The 17,295-nt window shown below is 34.9% G+C and carries 16 protein-coding genes; 7 read left to right on the forward strand and 9 right to left on the reverse strand.

The window, feature by feature from the left end:
- The first annotated feature begins 3 nt into the window (after positions 1-3).
- From AP058_RS11635 to murI, 5 genes are all read left to right on the forward strand, one after another.
- Entirely contained in the window at positions 4-744 is a 741-nt protein-coding gene (locus AP058_RS11635; protein ID WP_066310799.1) for an isoprenyl transferase, read from the forward strand.
- Positions 677-3,421, forward strand: coding sequence for an outer membrane protein assembly factor (locus tag AP058_RS11640; RefSeq protein WP_066310801.1), 2,745 nt, complete (start codon positions 677-679; stop codon positions 3,419-3,421). Before AP058_RS11635 ends, AP058_RS11640 begins: the two co-directional genes overlap by 68 nt.
- A gap of 40 nt (positions 3,422-3,461) precedes the next feature.
- Positions 3,462-4,436 (forward strand): OmpH family outer membrane protein, encoded by a 975-nt coding sequence (locus tag AP058_RS11645; RefSeq protein WP_066310804.1) that lies wholly within the window; start codon positions 3,462-3,464, stop codon positions 4,434-4,436.
- Between the two features lie 46 nt (positions 4,437-4,482).
- Complete coding sequence (locus AP058_RS11650; RefSeq protein WP_066310807.1) at positions 4,483-4,983, forward strand: OmpH family outer membrane protein; 501 nt, start codon at positions 4,483-4,485, stop codon at positions 4,981-4,983.
- Positions 4,984-5,099: 116 nt separating this feature from the next.
- The gene (gene murI / locus AP058_RS11655; RefSeq protein WP_066310808.1) at positions 5,100-5,876 is read left to right on the forward strand and encodes a glutamate racemase; all 777 of its coding nucleotides are present in this window, start codon (positions 5,100-5,102) and stop codon (positions 5,874-5,876) included.
- 40 nt (positions 5,877-5,916) lie between these two features.
- Here the strand turns inward: murI and AP058_RS11660 are convergent, their stop codons facing one another.
- The gene (locus tag AP058_RS11660; RefSeq protein WP_066310814.1) at positions 5,917-6,441 is read right to left on the reverse strand and encodes a gamma carbonic anhydrase family protein; all 525 of its coding nucleotides are present in this window, start codon (positions 6,439-6,441) and stop codon (positions 5,917-5,919) included.
- Positions 6,442-6,453: 12 nt separating this feature from the next.
- A complete protein-coding gene (locus AP058_RS11665; RefSeq protein ID WP_066310816.1) occupies positions 6,454-7,440 on the reverse strand; it encodes a type IX secretion system membrane protein PorP/SprF in 987 nt (328 codons plus the stop codon).
- Between the two features lie 151 nt (positions 7,441-7,591).
- Here AP058_RS11665 and AP058_RS11670 point away from each other — a divergent pair, with 151 nt between their 5' ends.
- Together AP058_RS11670 and AP058_RS11675 are read left to right on the forward strand one after the other, a co-directional pair.
- Positions 7,592-8,491, forward strand: a complete 900-nt coding sequence (locus AP058_RS11670) for a NifU family protein (RefSeq protein WP_066310820.1) — start codon at positions 7,592-7,594, stop codon at positions 8,489-8,491.
- 64 nt (positions 8,492-8,555) lie between these two features.
- Entirely contained in the window at positions 8,556-9,398 is an 843-nt protein-coding gene (locus AP058_RS11675) for a mechanosensitive ion channel family protein (RefSeq protein WP_066310825.1), read from the forward strand.
- Positions 9,399-9,400: 2 nt separating this feature from the next.
- On the opposite strand, the gene tsaB is transcribed toward AP058_RS11675, so the two are convergent.
- From tsaB to AP058_RS11710, 7 genes are all read right to left on the reverse strand, one after another.
- Positions 9,401-10,069, reverse strand: coding sequence for a tRNA (adenosine(37)-N6)-threonylcarbamoyltransferase complex dimerization subunit type 1 TsaB (gene tsaB, locus AP058_RS11680; RefSeq protein ID WP_066311157.1), 669 nt, complete (start codon positions 10,067-10,069; stop codon positions 9,401-9,403).
- Positions 10,070-10,132: 63 nt separating this feature from the next.
- Positions 10,133-11,428 (reverse strand): efflux RND transporter periplasmic adaptor subunit, encoded by a 1,296-nt coding sequence (locus AP058_RS11685; RefSeq protein ID WP_066310833.1) that lies wholly within the window; start codon positions 11,426-11,428, stop codon positions 10,133-10,135.
- Positions 11,429-11,433: 5 nt separating this feature from the next.
- Positions 11,434-12,801, reverse strand: coding sequence for a TolC family protein (locus tag AP058_RS11690; RefSeq protein ID WP_066310836.1), 1,368 nt, complete (start codon positions 12,799-12,801; stop codon positions 11,434-11,436).
- Between the two features lie 81 nt (positions 12,802-12,882).
- Complete coding sequence (locus AP058_RS11695; protein ID WP_066310842.1) at positions 12,883-14,007, reverse strand: efflux RND transporter periplasmic adaptor subunit; 1,125 nt, start codon at positions 14,005-14,007, stop codon at positions 12,883-12,885.
- A 46-nt stretch (positions 14,008-14,053) separates the two neighbouring features.
- Positions 14,054-15,319, reverse strand: a complete 1,266-nt coding sequence (locus tag AP058_RS11700; protein ID WP_066310845.1) for an ABC transporter permease — start codon at positions 15,317-15,319, stop codon at positions 14,054-14,056.
- 1 nt (position 15,320) lies between these two features.
- A complete protein-coding gene (locus tag AP058_RS11705; protein ID WP_066310848.1) occupies positions 15,321-16,565 on the reverse strand; it encodes an ABC transporter permease in 1,245 nt (414 codons plus the stop codon).
- Entirely contained in the window at positions 16,558-17,259 is a 702-nt protein-coding gene (locus AP058_RS11710; protein ID WP_066310853.1) for an ABC transporter ATP-binding protein, read from the reverse strand. Before AP058_RS11710 ends, AP058_RS11705 begins: the two co-directional genes overlap by 8 nt.
- Positions 17,260-17,295 lie beyond the last annotated feature (36 nt).

Below are 17,295 nucleotides of genomic sequence, written 5' to 3' on the forward strand. Positions count from 1 at the left end.
AAAATGAATAATTTAGAGAATATCGATCATAATAATTTACCTCAACATCTCGCCATAATCATGGATGGGAATGGACGTTGGGCAAAGCAACAAGGATTTTTGCGTGCTTTTGGTCATGAAAATGGCACAAAATCGGTAAAAAACACCATTGAAACTTGTGCTAAAATGGGCATCAAGTATTTAACGTTATATGCTTTTTCTACAGAGAACTGGAATCGTCCAAAATTAGAAGTAGAAGCATTGATGAAGATTCTAATAAATTCTCTCAAAAAAGAATTAGAAACTTTAAACAGAAATAACATCAAGTTAAATGCAATTGGTAACCTCGATAAACTGCCAAAAAAAGCACAAAAAGAGCTTTTTGATGTTATAGAAAAAACCAAAAACAACAATCAATTAACCCTTACACTAGCCCTAAGTTACGGGTCTAGAGAGGAATTGGTCAACGCTATAAAGGTGATTAGTGATAAAGTTAAAAATAATATAATTTCAATTGACAATATTGACGATTCAATTATTAATGAGCATCTTTACACGCAAAATTTACCAGATGTAGATTTATTAATACGAACCAGCGGTGAACATAGAATTAGTAATTTCTTGTTGTGGCAAATAGCTTATGCAGAATTATACTTTACCAATGTATTATGGCCAGACTTTAAAGAAGAACATTTATATGAGGCTATCATTAGTTATCAAAAACGAGAACGTAGATTTGGAAAAACAAGCGAACAAATTAAATAATTTTTTAGTGTTACATAAGGATTTAAAAAGAGTAATAGTAGCTTCCGTACTGGTTTTTAGTGGATTTTCTCAAATAAAAGCACAAGATCGTGTTCCTTTTGATGAGGGTAAAAAATACATTTTGGCTGATGTTGCTATCGTAGGTAAAATAAGTTTTAACGCACAAACCGTGGTTACATTTTCTGGCTTACAAAAAGGGCAAGAAATTACCGTTCCTGGTGAAGAAATTAGTGGAGCAATTAAAAAACTAGGAAAACTTGGTTTATTTGATGAAATCGCTTTTTATGTCAACCGCATTCAAAATGATAGTATATATCTTGATCTAGAAATCGTTGAGTTACCAAAACTTAACGAAGTAAAATTTGTTGGCGTTAAAAAGAGTAAAGTTGACGGCTTGATCAAAGACAACAGTTTAACGAAGAACAAAATAGTAAACGAAAACTTAATTACTACTTCTAAAAACTACATCGAAAACAAATATAAAAAAGAAGGATATTTTAATACGAAAGTAGCCATTACTACTACTCCGGCCGATACTACAGATGGCAATCGCATCAATATGTTAGTTCGTCTGGATAAAGGTGATAAAGTAAAAATCAATAGTATTGATTTTGTTGGAAACTCTCAACTTACGGACAAAGAACTTCGAAGCGCGATGAAAAACACGAAAGAGCGAAAGTTTTTGCGCTTTTATAAAGCTTCAAAATTCATCAAAACAAAATACAAAGAGGATTTAGATAAAGTCCTTGCCAAATACAAAGCAAAAGGATATCGTGATGCACGAATTACTTCAGATTCAGTACATTTTGATAAAGATAAAAATGGTTTAGCTATTAAAATTAATTTAGAAGAAGGAAACAAATATTACTTCGGTAACATTAAATTTTTAGGAAATACCATCTATGCAGACCAATCATTACATCGTTTATTAGGTATCAATAAAGGAGATACATATAATGGTGTCTTATTGCAAGAGCGTATTGCCGATAAGTCAAAACCAGATGCAGAAGACATTACTAACTTATATCAAAACAATGGTTATTTATTCTCGAACATCAACGCTGTTGAAACGAGAACAGCAAATGATACGATTGATTTTGAAATTAGAATTACAGAAGGTCCAATTGCGTATTTTAACAAAATTACTGTTGCTGGAAATGACAAAACAAACGATCACGTAATTTACCGTGAATTAAGAACTAAACCTGGACAAAAATACAGTAAGGAGCAATTAGTACGTACCATTCGTGAAATTGGTCAACTTGGTTTCTTTGATCCTGAAGCAATCGACCCACAGTTTAAAAACGTTGATGCAGGAGCAGGAACTGTAGATATTGAATACAAATTGATTGAAAAAGGAGCCAGTCAAATCGAACTACAAGGTGGTTACGGTGGTGGTGGTTTTATTGGTACATTAGGTTTGTCATTTAATAACTTTTCGACAAAAAACATATTTAAAAAAGATTCATACAAACCTTTACCTATGGGTGACGGACAAAAAGTAGCTTTGCGTTTACAAGGAAGTACGTATTTCCAAACGTACAGTTTGTCGTTCTCAGAGCCTTGGTTTGGAGGAAAAAAACCCGTTCAGTTTAATTCATCTATTTCATATAGTAAGCAATTCAACAACAACTATATTACACAAAGAGTGGATAAAAGTAAAAGTTTTAACATCTTTACTATCTCTATTGGGCAAGCAAAAAGACTTTCTGTTCCCGATGACTTTTTCGTACTGTCGCAGGCAATTAGTTACCAACATTATGATTTGCAGAATTATTTCACAGGACTGTTCACTTTTGGAAATGGTACCTCAAGAAATCTAGCGTACACAATCGGATTAACACGTAACAATAAAGGAACGAATCCAATTTTTCCAACTTACGGATCAGAGTTTAGTGTTTCTGCTAAATTTAGCCCACCCTACTCATTATTAAACGGAATTGATTACGCTAAGTTAGGTGATGAAAAAGAGTACAAAATGAAAAGTACGAGTAGCTATCCAGATGGTAATGGTATAATTGTTCAGCCTGGAGATTATATTGATGGAACTGGAAACCGTGTCACTAACTTTCAGGATGCTGCAGCAGATCCAGCAAAAGTTGACCAACAGAAATACAATTGGTTAGAATATTACAAAGTAAAATTTAAAGCAGATTGGTATACGAAAGTATATGGTAAATTAGTATTTAGATCTTTAGCCGAATTTGGTTTCTTAGGAGCTTATAACCAAGATAGAGGAATTATACCATTTGAGCGTTTTTACGTAGGTGGAGATGGAATGGCAAGTTACTCGATGGATGGTCGTGAAACGATCGCACAGAGAGGATATAAAAACAATACCTTAACACCAGTAAATAATCGTGGAGATCAAATTGGAGCAACTATTTACAATAAATTTTCGTTTGAATTGCGTTACCCAATTACACTGAAACAATCGGCCTCGATTTATGCATTGACGTTTTTTGAAGCAGGATCTGCGTATCCTTCTTTTAAAGAATACAATCCTTTTGACTTGAATCGTTCTGCCGGAGCTGGATTGCGTGTCTTTATGCCTGCATTTGGATTGTTAGGAATTGATATGGGTTATGGATTTGATAATGTTCCAAATGGTAACGGTACCAGACTACCTGGCGCACATGGTTGGGAAACCCACTTTATCATTGGCCAACAGTTCTAAAAATAATATTGGTTAAAAAATTTCAAATAAAATAAATGTTATGAGAAAACAGTTTTTATTTATATTTTTAGCCCTGATTTCAGTAAGTGTTCATCAGGCGCAAACCAGATCAACCAAGGTTGGCTATATAGATATGGAGTACATTTTAGAAAATGTATCAGATTACAAAGAAGCCAAAGTACAACTCGAACTGAAAGCACAAAAATGGAAGCAAGAAGTTGACGAAAAGAGAAAAGATATTGCAAGCCTACGGGAAGCATTGCAAGCCGAAAAAGCACTACTAACAAAAGAGCTAATAGACGAAAGAGAAACAGAAATAAAGTTTTTAGAAGATGAAATGTTGGATTTTCAACAAAAGCAGTTTGGACCAAATGGCAATTTAATCCATCAAAAAACAGCTTTAACGAAACCAATCCAAGATCAAGTCTTTACAGCCGTGCAAGATATCGCTGAAGCTAAAAAATATGATTTTATTTTTGATAGATCTTCAGACTTGACCATGTTATTCGCAGCAAAAAGATATGATATCAGCGACCAAGTATTGCGAATTATCACTAGAGCTGATAAACGTGAACAAGTTTCTAAGAAACAATTAGAATTAGAAGAAGAGCAGCAGGCAAAGTTGGATGCTATAGATGAAAATCCAGCTCTAAACGACAGACAAAAATTGCTAGAAGAACGAAAAGCCGTTCGAGCTAAGTTATTAGAAGATCGTAAATTAGAGCAACAGCAGAAACAAAAAGAATACGAAGCACGACGAAATGGGCAAGCTGCCGAAAGTGAAGCTAGAAAGAATAGCACGGTTTCTGAAAGTGTAGAAACGAAAGAGAATGCAAAAACAACGGCTGCTACTTCGAGTAACGCATCAGCAGTAGAAGGAGCTGAAACAAAAGCAGCAGAAAGACAGCGCCTTTTTGATGAACGTAAAAAAGAACTAGAAGAAAGACGCCAGCGCATATTAGAAGAAAGAGAAGCTGCCAAAAAAGCAAGAGAAACGCCAAGAACAACTCCATAAAGAGATTAAAATAAATTCGACCAATAATTAATTAATATTTAAAATGATGAAACAAATTAAAACTTTACTAATAGCAGCCGTTTTATTAATAGGTGCTAGCCAAACTATTACAGCACAAGCTAAAATGGCACACGTGGATACAGGCGAAATCATGGCTAAAATGCCTGCAATGCTTGACGCTCAAAAGCAATTGGAAGCATTAAGTAAAACATACGACGCAGAATACAAAAAGATGGTTGATGAATATCAAACTAAACTTAAAAAATACGAAACGGAGTCTGCTACTGTGACTGATGCTGTGAACGCAGATCGTTCTAAAGAAGTGCAAGACATGCAAAAAAGAATTGTTGATTATAGAGACAATGCTCAAAAAGAATTGCAACAAAAAGAATCTGATATCGTAAAACCATTAATGGATAAAGTAAAAGCTTCTATTCAAAAAGTTGGAAAAGCAAAAGGGTTCCAGTATATTGTTGATGGTTCTTCTTTATTGTTAGCGGATGGTCCAAACTTGACTGCTGATGTAAAAAAAGATTTAGGTTTCTAATATAAGCCAAAATACATAAAAACTGCTCCACTGAAATTTCAGATCGGAGCAGTTTTTTTTTTACAAAAAATTCTCACTTCAATAGTATCAATTAAAAAATATTCTAAATTTGTTTTATGACCAATAACAATCCTATAGGTATTTTTGATTCGGGTATCGGCGGAACTTCAATTTGGAAAGCAATTCATAATTTGTTGCCCAATGAACAAACAATCTATTTGGCTGATAGCATAAACGCTCCGTACGGTCAAAAATCAAAAGAAGAAATTATTGCATTGAGTCGAAAAAATGTAGATTTTTTACTGGCACAACAATGTAAATTGATCGTTATCGCCTGCAACACAGCAACGACAAATGCTATCATTGAGCTAAGAAAGGATTATACAGTTCCTTTCATCGGGATAGAACCCGCCATAAAACCAGCTGCCCAAAATTCGCAAACCCAAACAATTGGTATTTTAGCCACTAAAGGAACCCTAAACAGTGAGCTTTTTAACAAAACCGCAGAAATGTTTAGCCAAACTAAGATCGTTGAGCAAATAGGCTATGGATTAGTGCAGTTGATCGAAAAGGGAGATTTATACAGTAAAGAAATGACTCTTTTGCTTACTTCCTACTTACAACCGATGATTGCCGCCAATATTGATTACTTGGTGTTAGGATGCAGTCATTATCCCTATTTGATCCCCCAAATAAAAAAGATACTTCCGACACACATACAAATTATTGATTCAGGAGAAGCCGTTGCTCGTCAGACTAAAAAAGTATTGAATGACACCATTGGCCTATCTACCTTACTAAATCCAAAGCCTATATTTTACAGCAATACTGATTCTTCTGTTTTACGTTCGATACTAGCAAATAAATACGAAGTGATAGAAAAAGTATTTTAATCATTATTCACAGAACTTCTTCCTAAAGGAGGATATGAAGCTATTCTTTTTCTTCTTCTTTAAACCAACTCGAGTACATTACGTAATTATTAGAAATACGTTCGATCTCCCCAGCAAAATTAGATTGATCTATCGCTTTCACTTTTTTGGCTGGTACTCCAGCATAAATACTTCCTGACTCGACTACTGTATTTTGAGTTATAACAGCGCCCGCAGCAATAATAGAATTACTTTCAATCACACAATTATCCATCACAATCGCTCCCATTCCAATTAACACATTGTCGTGAATCGTGCAACCGTGCACAATAGCATTGTGACCAATAGAAACATTATTACCAATAATTGTTGGGTGTTTCTGGTAGGTACAATGTACCACAGCACCATCCTGAATGTTTACTTTATTGCCAATTTTTATAAAGTTTACATCCCCACGAATTACAGCATTAAACCAAACACTACATGATTCTCCAAACGTTACATCACCCACAATAGTAGCATTTTCGGCTACGTAACAATCAGTTGGAATTTGAGGTGTTTTTCCATTTACCGTTTTTATAAGCATAATTTTATTTTTTTAATTAATTGCAGGACAAGCACAATCGTATCGCGCACGTTTGCAAAACAGATCAATTCCCACTGTAATTTGGTGGTAGCCTGCGTTGTCAAACTTCGCATTTCCTACAATATTAGAATAAGTGTACCCTATCATGAATTTATTGTAATTAACTCCAACAAAAGGCGTAAAATATTGCATTTTTTGAGTAGAAATACCATTGCCATTGTAATATTGTGTACCGTCAAAATTTCTTCGATAAGAAAGACCGCCCCAAATACTCCCAAAATCTAAATCTTTGTGGACTTTAATATTGGCGTCAACTATTTTCTCTTTGCTCGCATCAATCCACTGAAATAATACAGACGGTTCAAAATAAAGTTTATCTTTTTCTCCAAAAACATAACCAGCACTCAATAAATATTTTCTTAAATTATCATTTTCAAATTTAGTGTACAACTCTCTTCTCGTTTCTACCAAACCTTGAATGGTGGCATGAGCATAAAAATCAAGATAATTGTACGAAGCACCTACATCGATATTAAAGTACGTATCTTTTTGAATTTCTCCAAATACAATAGGATCGAATCCTGTAAAAGTACTTTCGTCCAATTGACTTTGAAACATACCACCACTTAGTCCAAAAGACAATTGATTTAAATCGATTTCATCTCTCGAAAATAATATATGATATGCGTACGTTAGCTTTACGCCCTTTTGCGAATGGTAGCCATTTTTGTCATTGAATAAAATAATTCCTGCTCCAGCTTTTTCAGTAACTCTGCCATTAAAACTAAGAGTTTGCATCGCAGGAGCATCATCTTGACCAAACCATTGTTTGCGGGTAGTCAATCGTGCTTTTGCACAATTTGCAGCGCCAGCCATCGAAGGGTGGATAAGGTAATAGTTGTCAGTTAAATAATCAGAATAAACCGGAATCCCTTCTTGAGCAAAGCCGAAAGAAATGACCGATAAAAAGAAGGCTACAAATTTAATTTTAAAGGACATTCAATAGTATTTAGCCGTTACACCGAAAAAGCATTCTAAGTCACGAAAGCGCTGAAAATCACAGCTATTTCCCTTTAATATTATAATAAAAACCAAATATAACTATTAGTCGAAAATATCTTTAGTAAATTTGCACAAAATTACACGCATCATGACAAAACTTACTATAAAAGAAACCCAAAATCCTGCCATAATAAAATTTGAATTTCCTGATTTTATTACGCGCAATCAAAGTTACGAATACAAAAATATTGACGAGGCTACAGATTCTCCTTTAGCACAACAATTATTTTATTTACCCTTTGTAAAAACCGTTTACATTTCGGGAAATTTTGTAGCGGTAGAGCGTTACAGCATTGTTGAATGGGACGACGTTAAAGAAGATGTTGCCGAGCAAATTGAAGAATTTATTCAAAAAGGCGGAGTTATTATCACGGAGAGTGAGAATAAATCAAAAAAATTACCGGTTACTGTTTACGGAGAAACGACACCAAATCCATCTGCGTTAAAATTTGTAGTGAGCAAAATGCTAACTAAAAATGCAATTGAATTTAAAAATATAGATCAAGCTGCGGCTTCTCCTTTAGCACAAGAATTATTCAAATTTCCGTATGTAAAGGAAATTTTCATGGATGAGAATTACATTTCAGTTACCAAATATGAGATTAATAGTTGGGACGAAATTACATTAGAGCTTAGGACGTTCATCAAACAATACATTGAGAACGGAGGAACTGTTCTAGATGATAGTTTGCTTGCTGCTCCTCTAAAAAGTGAAGATAAAAAAGATGAAGCTTTTGACAAACTAGATGAAACTTCACAAAAAATTATTAATATCTTAGAAGAATATGTGAAGCCCGCCGTTGCTGCTGACGGTGGAAACATAGTTTTTGAATCGTATGACGAAAGCACCAAAACCGTAAATGTAATTATGCAAGGTGCGTGTAGTGGATGTCCTTCTTCTACCTTTACTTTAAAAAGCGGAATTGAAAATATGCTAAAAAGCATGTTGAACGACGAGCAGATAAAAGTAGAATCAGTTAATGGATAATTTTTATATCTTTAAAATACAAATTCAAACCTTCTTCTTTTAGAAGGTTTTTTTATTACCTATTATGGAATTAGATCCTCATCCACTTAAGACGTACATAGAGACTATCTTAGAATCTTTGCTGGCGTATTCTCCGAAATTAATCTCCGCTTTTTTTATCTTAATAATTGGACTTTACTTTATTCGATTTGTCAACCGATTGATTCGAAGAATTATGGCACGTCGTCATATTGATCCCACTCTGACAAATTTCTTAGGAGACCTTTTACTTTGGGCACTGCGCATATTACTGTTTGTGACGTTTATCTCTAAATTAGGAGTCGAAACCTCGTCTTTCGTCGCTATTTTAGGAGCAATGGGACTTGCAATTGGTTTGTCGCTTCAAGGCTCTCTTTCGAACATTGCTGGGGGAATGCTAATCATATTATTCAAACCTTTTAAAGTTGGAGATGTAATCGAAGCGCAAGGTGTGGTCGCAACGGTTGCAGAGATACAAATTTTTGTCACCAAACTAATTACCGGAAACAATCAAACCGTCTTCATTCCGAATGGTTCTTTGTCCAACGGAAACATTATCAATTATTCGATGCAAGGACAGCGCAGAGCGGACTTCACGTTTTCTGTTTCTTACGATACAAATTTAAAAGAAGCAAAAAGTATCATCATGAAAATTTTAACTGACAATCCGAAGGTTTTACAAACTCCAGCACCCAGTGTTTTTGTATTGAGCCTAAATGACACCGCGGTGGTTTTGGCCGTTCGTCCTTGGGCTACTAATGAAGATTATGGCAATGTATTTACAGATACGCTTGAAAGCTGTAAAGCTGCTTTCGAAAAAGAAGGAATTAGAATACAACCGTACGTTCAAGAATTGAGCAAAACCATTATCGAAACTAAAAAGGTATAAATTTATTTTTTTGAAGTAGTAATCATAAAGTCCTTTAAATAATAAGGCTCAAAATAAGCGACATCAACAGTGTCGTTTTTTTTATATTTTTCAAAGCTTAATTGCGCCATTTCATTTGCTGAAGGATATTTAAATTCTACTAAAAAAACAAAATTACTATTCGTTAAAAGAGTACTGCATTTTTCGGCACAATCTCCAACAAAATAAACTTTCTCTTCATAGTCGGAAAATGAGTCTTCAGTAATAATTTCTGCTTGCACTTCTCGCAATCGTTCTCCTTCTGCTGAAAAAACAGCACTGTACACTTCCATTCTTCTGGCATCAATCATAGGTATAATAACACCATCAGCAACGTGGGCCTGAGAGGCTAAGCTTTGCAGTGTATCTATTGCAATTAAGGGAATCGAAAGTGCAAAACACAAGCCTTTGGCAGCCGAAACTCCAATACGCAAACCCGTATATGAACCTGGTCCTTGACTGACTGCAACAGCCGATAAATCCTGCAAAGTAACATCAGCTTCTTTTATACAATCTTCTATAAAAAGATGTAATTTTTCGGCATGTGAGAAGCCTTCTTCGGCAATTTCTTTACAAATTATTACTACTCCATCTTTTGCTAATGCAACCGAACAGTTTTTAGTTGCTGTTTCGATATTTAAAATATAAGCCAACTTATTATTTTTTAAATTGAAAAAAACCACATTCTAAAAGTTTAAAATGTGGCTGAAATTTATTTATTTTTTAATCTGATCCGATTTGACTTTCACTTTATCACCCGAATTTAGGTCTTTGGAGACCGTGGTATAAGGCCCAGTAATAACAATATCTCCAGGTTTTAATCCCGACATCACTTCAATGTTCATATCATCTTGAATTCCTGTCTTAATCACTCTGATTTTTGCTTTGTCTCCCACTTTAACAAAAACACATTCGAATTTTTTATCTGGTTTAGGAACACCTTTTTCGTCTTGCGTCTCTTGCTCCACTTTAAGGTCTTTCACCGCTACTGCAGCCGTATCAGTTTTTACCACTACCGAACTAATTGGCACCGCTAAAACATTACTCTTAGTCGTAGTAACAATATCAACCGTCGCAGTCATTCCTGGTCTAAAAGGAGAATAAGCCGCCGGTTTACCCTCTGTCAAATCAGCATACGATTCTTTTACAATACGAATTTTTACTTTAAAATTTGTTACTTGATCTGCTTTTAGATCGCTACTTGCTGAGTTTGAAATACTTGTTACAACTCCTTGGAACTGCTTTTTTAAATACGCATCAACTTCTACGTGCGCTTCATCACCCACTTTAATTTTAACAATATCATTTTCATTTACGTCCACTTCAACTTCCATATTATTTAAGTTTGCGACACGCAAAATTTCTGTTCCTGCCATTTGTTGCGTTCCTAAAACACGTTCTCCCAATTCAACATTCAGAACTGAAATCGTTCCATCTGCTGGCGCATATATAGTAGTTCTACCTAAGTTGTCTTTCGCCTCATTTACAGATGCAGAGGCACTTTGTACGTTGAAGTATGCATTTTGCTGACTTGCCTTTGCGACTTCAAAAGAAGCTACTACTTTATCCCAATCAGATTTAGAAATGATTCCTTTATCAAATAAGGTTTTATTGCGACCATAATTAGATTTTGCTTCTCTAAATGACGCTTCCGACTGACTTAAACTTGCTTTTGTTCCAGACAGATTAGAAACCGAACGATTGTAACTTGAGGTGTATAAATCAGGATTTATTTTAACCAATAAGTCTCCTTTTTTTACCACTTGACCTTCTTTTACATTTAAAGAAATAATTTCTCCCGAAACTTCCGATGATATTTTAACTTCAATCTCTGGCTGAATTTTTCCTGTAGCAGAAACCGTTTCCACAATGGTAGAACTGATTACTTTGGCGACTTCAACTTCTGTTCCTTCATCTTTACTGCCAATAACTCCCGATTTAGACAAGATAATGAGGCCGACAATGACAACGATTGCAACTCCTAATACTATGTATATTGTTTTTTTTGACATTGTTTTTAATTTTGAATAATTGGAATTCCAAAATAAAATTCTAGAATCTTAATTTTAAAAATGTAATCGTATTTAGTTCGTAACACTTCTGACTGCGCATTCGTAAACAAGGTTTGAGATTGACTAAAATCAAATGAATTCATCAAACCCACTTCGTATTTTTCTTTGGCGTAATTAAACGCTTCTTGCCGGGCTTCAAGGGCGACAATTGCCGATTCATGTGCATTTAAAGCGCCTTTTGCATCTGTAAACGCTGTAAAAACATTACGCTGCAAATCTAGTTCTTTTTGTTCTAAATCTATTTTAGAGCGCTCTAAATCTACTTTCGAACGCTCAACATTATTTCGCACGCTAAGTCCATTAAAGATAGGAATTGAAAGTTGCGCACCAAAAGCTTGCCCTCTATTATCGGCAAACTGATCCCAAAAAGGTGGAGCTCCAACACTCACAATAGTTCCATCCGGATTAAAAGCAGCCATATCTGCATAAGAGATTCTAGTATTTATGTTGTAAAAACCTTGCAAAGTGGGTTGATACGCACCTTTTGAAATCGCTACATTTTTCTCTGCAATTTGCAGATTAGTTTGAGCAATTTTTAACTCTGTTCTTGTTTCTTTAGCTTTCACATAAACCTCCGATGCCGTTTGTGCGAGAATATTATTTTTATCTTGAAAAGTATCTTCATCGGCTACATCAAAATCAGCGAATTCCTTTAATTGCAGTAATTGTGATAAACTTAATTTAGAAATCAATAATGTGTTTTCTGCATTAATTACATTTTGTTTATCAGATGCCACTGTTGCTTTTACATCTAACAAATCGCCACGCGGTATTGTTCCTGCATTAACCATAGCGTCCGAGCGATCGTACTGCTTTTGATTAATGGCTAACTGTTGCTCTTGCACCTTTAAATTTTGTTTATTAAAAAGTACCTGCAAAAATGCATTAGCCACATTTAAGGCAACATCTTCTTGCATCTTGGTCAGTTGATATTGAGAAGCTAATACGGCAAGTTTTTGTCTGCGTAAAGTATTTTGATTTTGCAATCCTTTGTAAATATTAATGCCAACACCCGCACCCATTGACGAATACTGAGTCGTTTTTGTTGCTGCAATATTAGTTACTGGATTCACATTCAAACCAATATTCCAAGAGTGGGAAGCATTACCATTGACAGAAGGCAAAAAATTACCAAAGGCATCTTTCCTATTAATTTCGGCAGTTTGCGTGTCTAATTCAGATAATTTAATTGAAATATTATTATCGATCGCATATTTTACGCACTCTTCTAAAGTCCACTGTTTGGTTTGCGCTTGCGCGGAAAAGGCCAAGAAGAAACTAAAAACGATACTTATAGATTTTATATTTTTCATATACTTATAATGAAAGTGCAGTAAATGTACCACACAAATTTAACATTTATTTTAAAAACTAAAGTTCTTTACACTACGCTTTTATCCTTTTTTATCTTCTTTATCATCACTCAATAAACCCTGATTCCATACTTTAATTTTATCAGATGATTTAAGTCCACTTTTGACTTGTACATAAATTCCGTCACTCACCCCTAAAGTTAAATCTTTACGAATAAATTTCTGAGGTCCCGCTTGTACGTCTACATAGGGCTTTTGCGTTTTTTGGTCAAATTGAACTAACGACTCTTTAATTGCCATTACTTTTTCTGCCTTTTCTAAAATAATAGACGCATTAGCACTCAAACCCGCACGAATAAAAGTGGCATCCTTATTAGCCAAATCGGCTTTTATTTCAAATTGAATTGCACCATTTTCTGTAATTCCCTTTGGAGCAATATATCTTAAATTAGCATCGAATTTTTTGTTTTCTATCGCACCAATTGTAATTTCAATTGCCATTTTTTCTTTAATTTTTCCTACTTCAGACTCATCAATTTTACCAACAAAAATCATTCTCCCAACATCAGCAACACTTGCAATAGTTGTTCCTTCGTTAAAATTATTACTTTCTATAACTTGATTTCCTACTTTTACAGGAACATCCAAAACCATCCCAGTAACTGTAGAACGAATTACCGTATTTGCATATTGACCCAAACCAGAAGTAGTTCCCGTTTTAACAATATCTAAGCTTTGTTTTGAAGCTGCATAATTTTGTTTGGCTTGTTTGTAATTCAATAGAGCCGCATCATGATCATTGGCAGAAATGACCCCTTTATCAAATAACGTTTTTTGACGTTGGTACATTTTTTCTTGATTATCCAATTCAATTTTAGTCGTTTGAACTTGATTTTGAGTATTACTCAAGCTAGAAACATTAGCCACCACCTTGATTTTTGCAATCATATCGCCCGCTTTGATGTGCTCTCCTGCTTTAATGTAAACCGCTTCGATAATTCCTGAAATGTTGGGTTTAATTAATACTTCTTCATCCGGAACAATGTTTCCTGTGGCGATAGTGTTTTTTACAATGGTTTTGTTTTCTACCTTGTCTGTCTTAAAAACCACTGGTGATTCTTGATTTTTAGCATACAAATAATAGAGTGCTCCAAAAAAAACAATAGCAATTAAAATTAAAATAGTTATGGTAACTCCTCTTTTCATTTTGTTTTTGGTTTATGATTTAATCAATTATAATTAGATAATTTATTTATTCGGTTCTTAATGCGTCTACTGGCTTAATATTAATAGCGGTCTGCGCCGGAATAAACCCAGCTAACAATCCTGATCCTACTAGAATTACTAAGGCAAAAAACACTACCCCTAAATCGACACTTGGATTCGCAAACATGGTGTTTTCGCCAGGTGGCATTGAATCCAATACCATATTCAATAAGGCAATTATTCCCGTTGCAACTGCAATACCGAGCATTCCTGAAATGATGGTTAAAAACAAGGCTTCTAACAGGATTTGTTTTCGAATAGCACCTGGAGTCGCACCAATGGCTCTCCTAATTCCGATCTCTTTCGTTCGCTCTTTCACCACGATCAGCATGATATTTGAAATTCCAATTACTCCAGACAAAAGCACTAATGTTCCGACGAAAAAGGCAATAAATTGTAAAATGGTAAACAAACTCTGCACTTTGCTAAATTGCTCATACAAATCAAAATTACCAATTGCTCGATCGTCAGTAGGATTTATGAAATGCCTTTCTTTCATAATTTCTAAAATTTTTGGTTTTAATTGGGTGATTGAAGCTCCGTCATGTGCTGTAATTGCCATCCAACCGACTCTATCTCCATAATTAAATGCTTGCTGAAAAGAAGTAAAAGGCACAAATATATTTTTTTGCTCTTGTTCTGCATTCCCATTATTTCCTTTTGCTTTATAAGTTCCAACAACTAAAAAGTTAACACCGTTTGCCTTGAGGTACGTTCCGATCACTTCTTCGTCTTTATCGTATAACTCTTTAATAACGCCTTCGCCAATTACAGCTACTTTCCTTTTTAAATTAATGTCTTGATAATTTATAAATCGCCCTTTTGAGATGTCCATGGGTTGTTGCTTGATCAACTCTGGATAGTCTCCGTATACATCAAAAGCAGAAGTTTTAGTACCGCGAACTACGTTATTTGCACCTCCAAATCCTCCTAATTGATTGCGCGGTGAAACGTACAAAAGATCTGGTAAACTTTGCTTTAAAGCAGCAACATCGCTATTTTTAAAGTCATATCGACGCGTTTTTGGTAAACCTTTATAAGCTTTAGATGTAGTTTGGGTCCACATGAACATGGAGTTTGTCGCCATTCCTGAAAACCCTTGCTTTACTCCATTTTCTAAACCTTTACCAGCGGCCAGTAAAATCACCAAAATAAAAATACCCCAAAACACACCGAAAGCAGTCAATATGGTTCTAAACACATTTGCTGTTAAAGCTTCTAAAATTTCGTTTAAACTGTCTCTACTAAACATATTATTCGTCTCTAAGTGCTACAATGGGCTTAATTTGTGCTGCGCGATAAGCAGGAAAAAAACCTGCCAATGCTCCCGCAAAGACAAGTATGCCTAACGTGCTTAATGCTACGCCAAAGTCTACCTCTGGATTTCTAAAATAGTCACTTTGTATCATTGGTCCCACAAATTCTAATAACAACAAACTTGCTAACAAACCTACAAATCCAGCAATCGTGGTGATAAAAATCGATTCATGTAAAATCATTCCAATAATTGATACTGGCGAAGCACCTAGTGCTTTCCTAATTCCGATTTCTTTGGTTCGTTCTTTTACAATAATCAACATAATGTTACTGACTCCAACTACACCAGCGATAATGGTACAAATTCCAACCCACCAAAAAAACAATCTGATATATAAATTCAGATCATAAAATTGCTTCGCCCGTTCAACAGAGTTGTAAACACCCAAAGCGCTCTCATCATCTGGAGCAATGATGTTTTTACTTTTAAGCGCTGTGCTGACCTTCTCTGTAAATAGTTTAGATTGTGCTAATGCATCTATGTAATTGTCTTTTTTTTCTAATACAAAATGCAATCCATCAATTTTATCACCCGCACCAAAAGCGCGTTGGTTGGTTGTCATTGGAATATATAGACGCGATTCTTCCCGTTCTCCAGAAGGATCGGTAAACACACCTACCACTTTAAAATTTATATTATTTATTGCAATTTGTTTTCCGATGGGATCGGCATCTTTAAACAAATCTTGTTTGACTTTCAGACCAATTGCAACCACTTTTTCATTATGAATTAAATCAGTATTGTTGATAAATCGTCCTTGAATAATTGTTGCATTTTCAATATCCACATAGTCGGGATTCACACCTTTAAATTGATAATTTCCTGATTCTTTACCGTAGCTAATTAATCCGCGCCAAGAACTTAGTGAAGCAGATTTTTTATCGATTTCCCCACCAAATTTTTGAATTGCTAAATTATAGTCACTATTTCGGAGCTGAATTTCACGTCCTGGATTAAGACCTTTGTATTCTTTTGTAGTGGTATTGGACCACACTTCGATGATGCCTTTTGCATCCCCTTCGAACTGTTTCTCGATACCGTTTTGAAGTCCTTTACCTGCTCCCAACAAAATCACAAGTATAAAAATACCTGACGCAACTGAAATCCCCGTTAAAAAAGTTCGGAGCTTGTTTTTGGCAATTGCTTCAAATATTTCCTGCCATCGCTCGATATTAAACATATTGCGACGCTCTTACTTGTTCGACCATTTTATCATCTATAATTAATCCATCCTTTAACACCACATTACGCTTGCACATTGCAGCAATATCTGGCTCATGCGTCACAATAAGAATGGTTTTACCTTCGTCATTAATGCCTTGAATTAATTCCATTACTTCATATGACGTTTTAGTGTCCAAAGCTCCTGTCGGCTCATCGGCCAATAAAACTTTTGGATTTGATGCCAAGGCACGAGCAATAGCTACCCGTTGTTTTTGACCTCCAGAAAGTTCGTTTGGTAAATGGTGCGCATGAGTAGCTAATCCTACTTTTTCAAGATAACTCATTGCGATTTCATTGCGTTCTGCTCTTTTTATTCCTTGATAATACAACGGCATTGCAACATTATCTAATGCGTTTTTGTAATTAATTAGATTAAAAGACTGAAAAACAAAACCTAAAAACTTATTTCGGTAGCGAGAAGCAATGGTCTCGTTTAAGTTTTTGATGGGTACATTATCTAAAGTATAACTTCCCAGATCAGCTTCATCTAAAATTCCTAAAATATTCAATAATGTCGATTTTCCAGAACCTGAAGACCCCATAATAGCAACCAATTCTCCTTCTTTAATATTGAAATTAATCCCTTTCAATACGTGTAATTTAGAATTTCCCATTTTATAGGACTTATGCAAGTCTTTAATCTCAATCATAGTTGGTTATTTTTAGTAGCAATACTACTAATTTTG

It is taken from the genome of Flavobacterium sp. TAB 87 (genome assembly GCF_001529295.1).
GTDB lineage: Bacteria > Bacteroidota > Bacteroidia > Flavobacteriales > Flavobacteriaceae > Flavobacterium.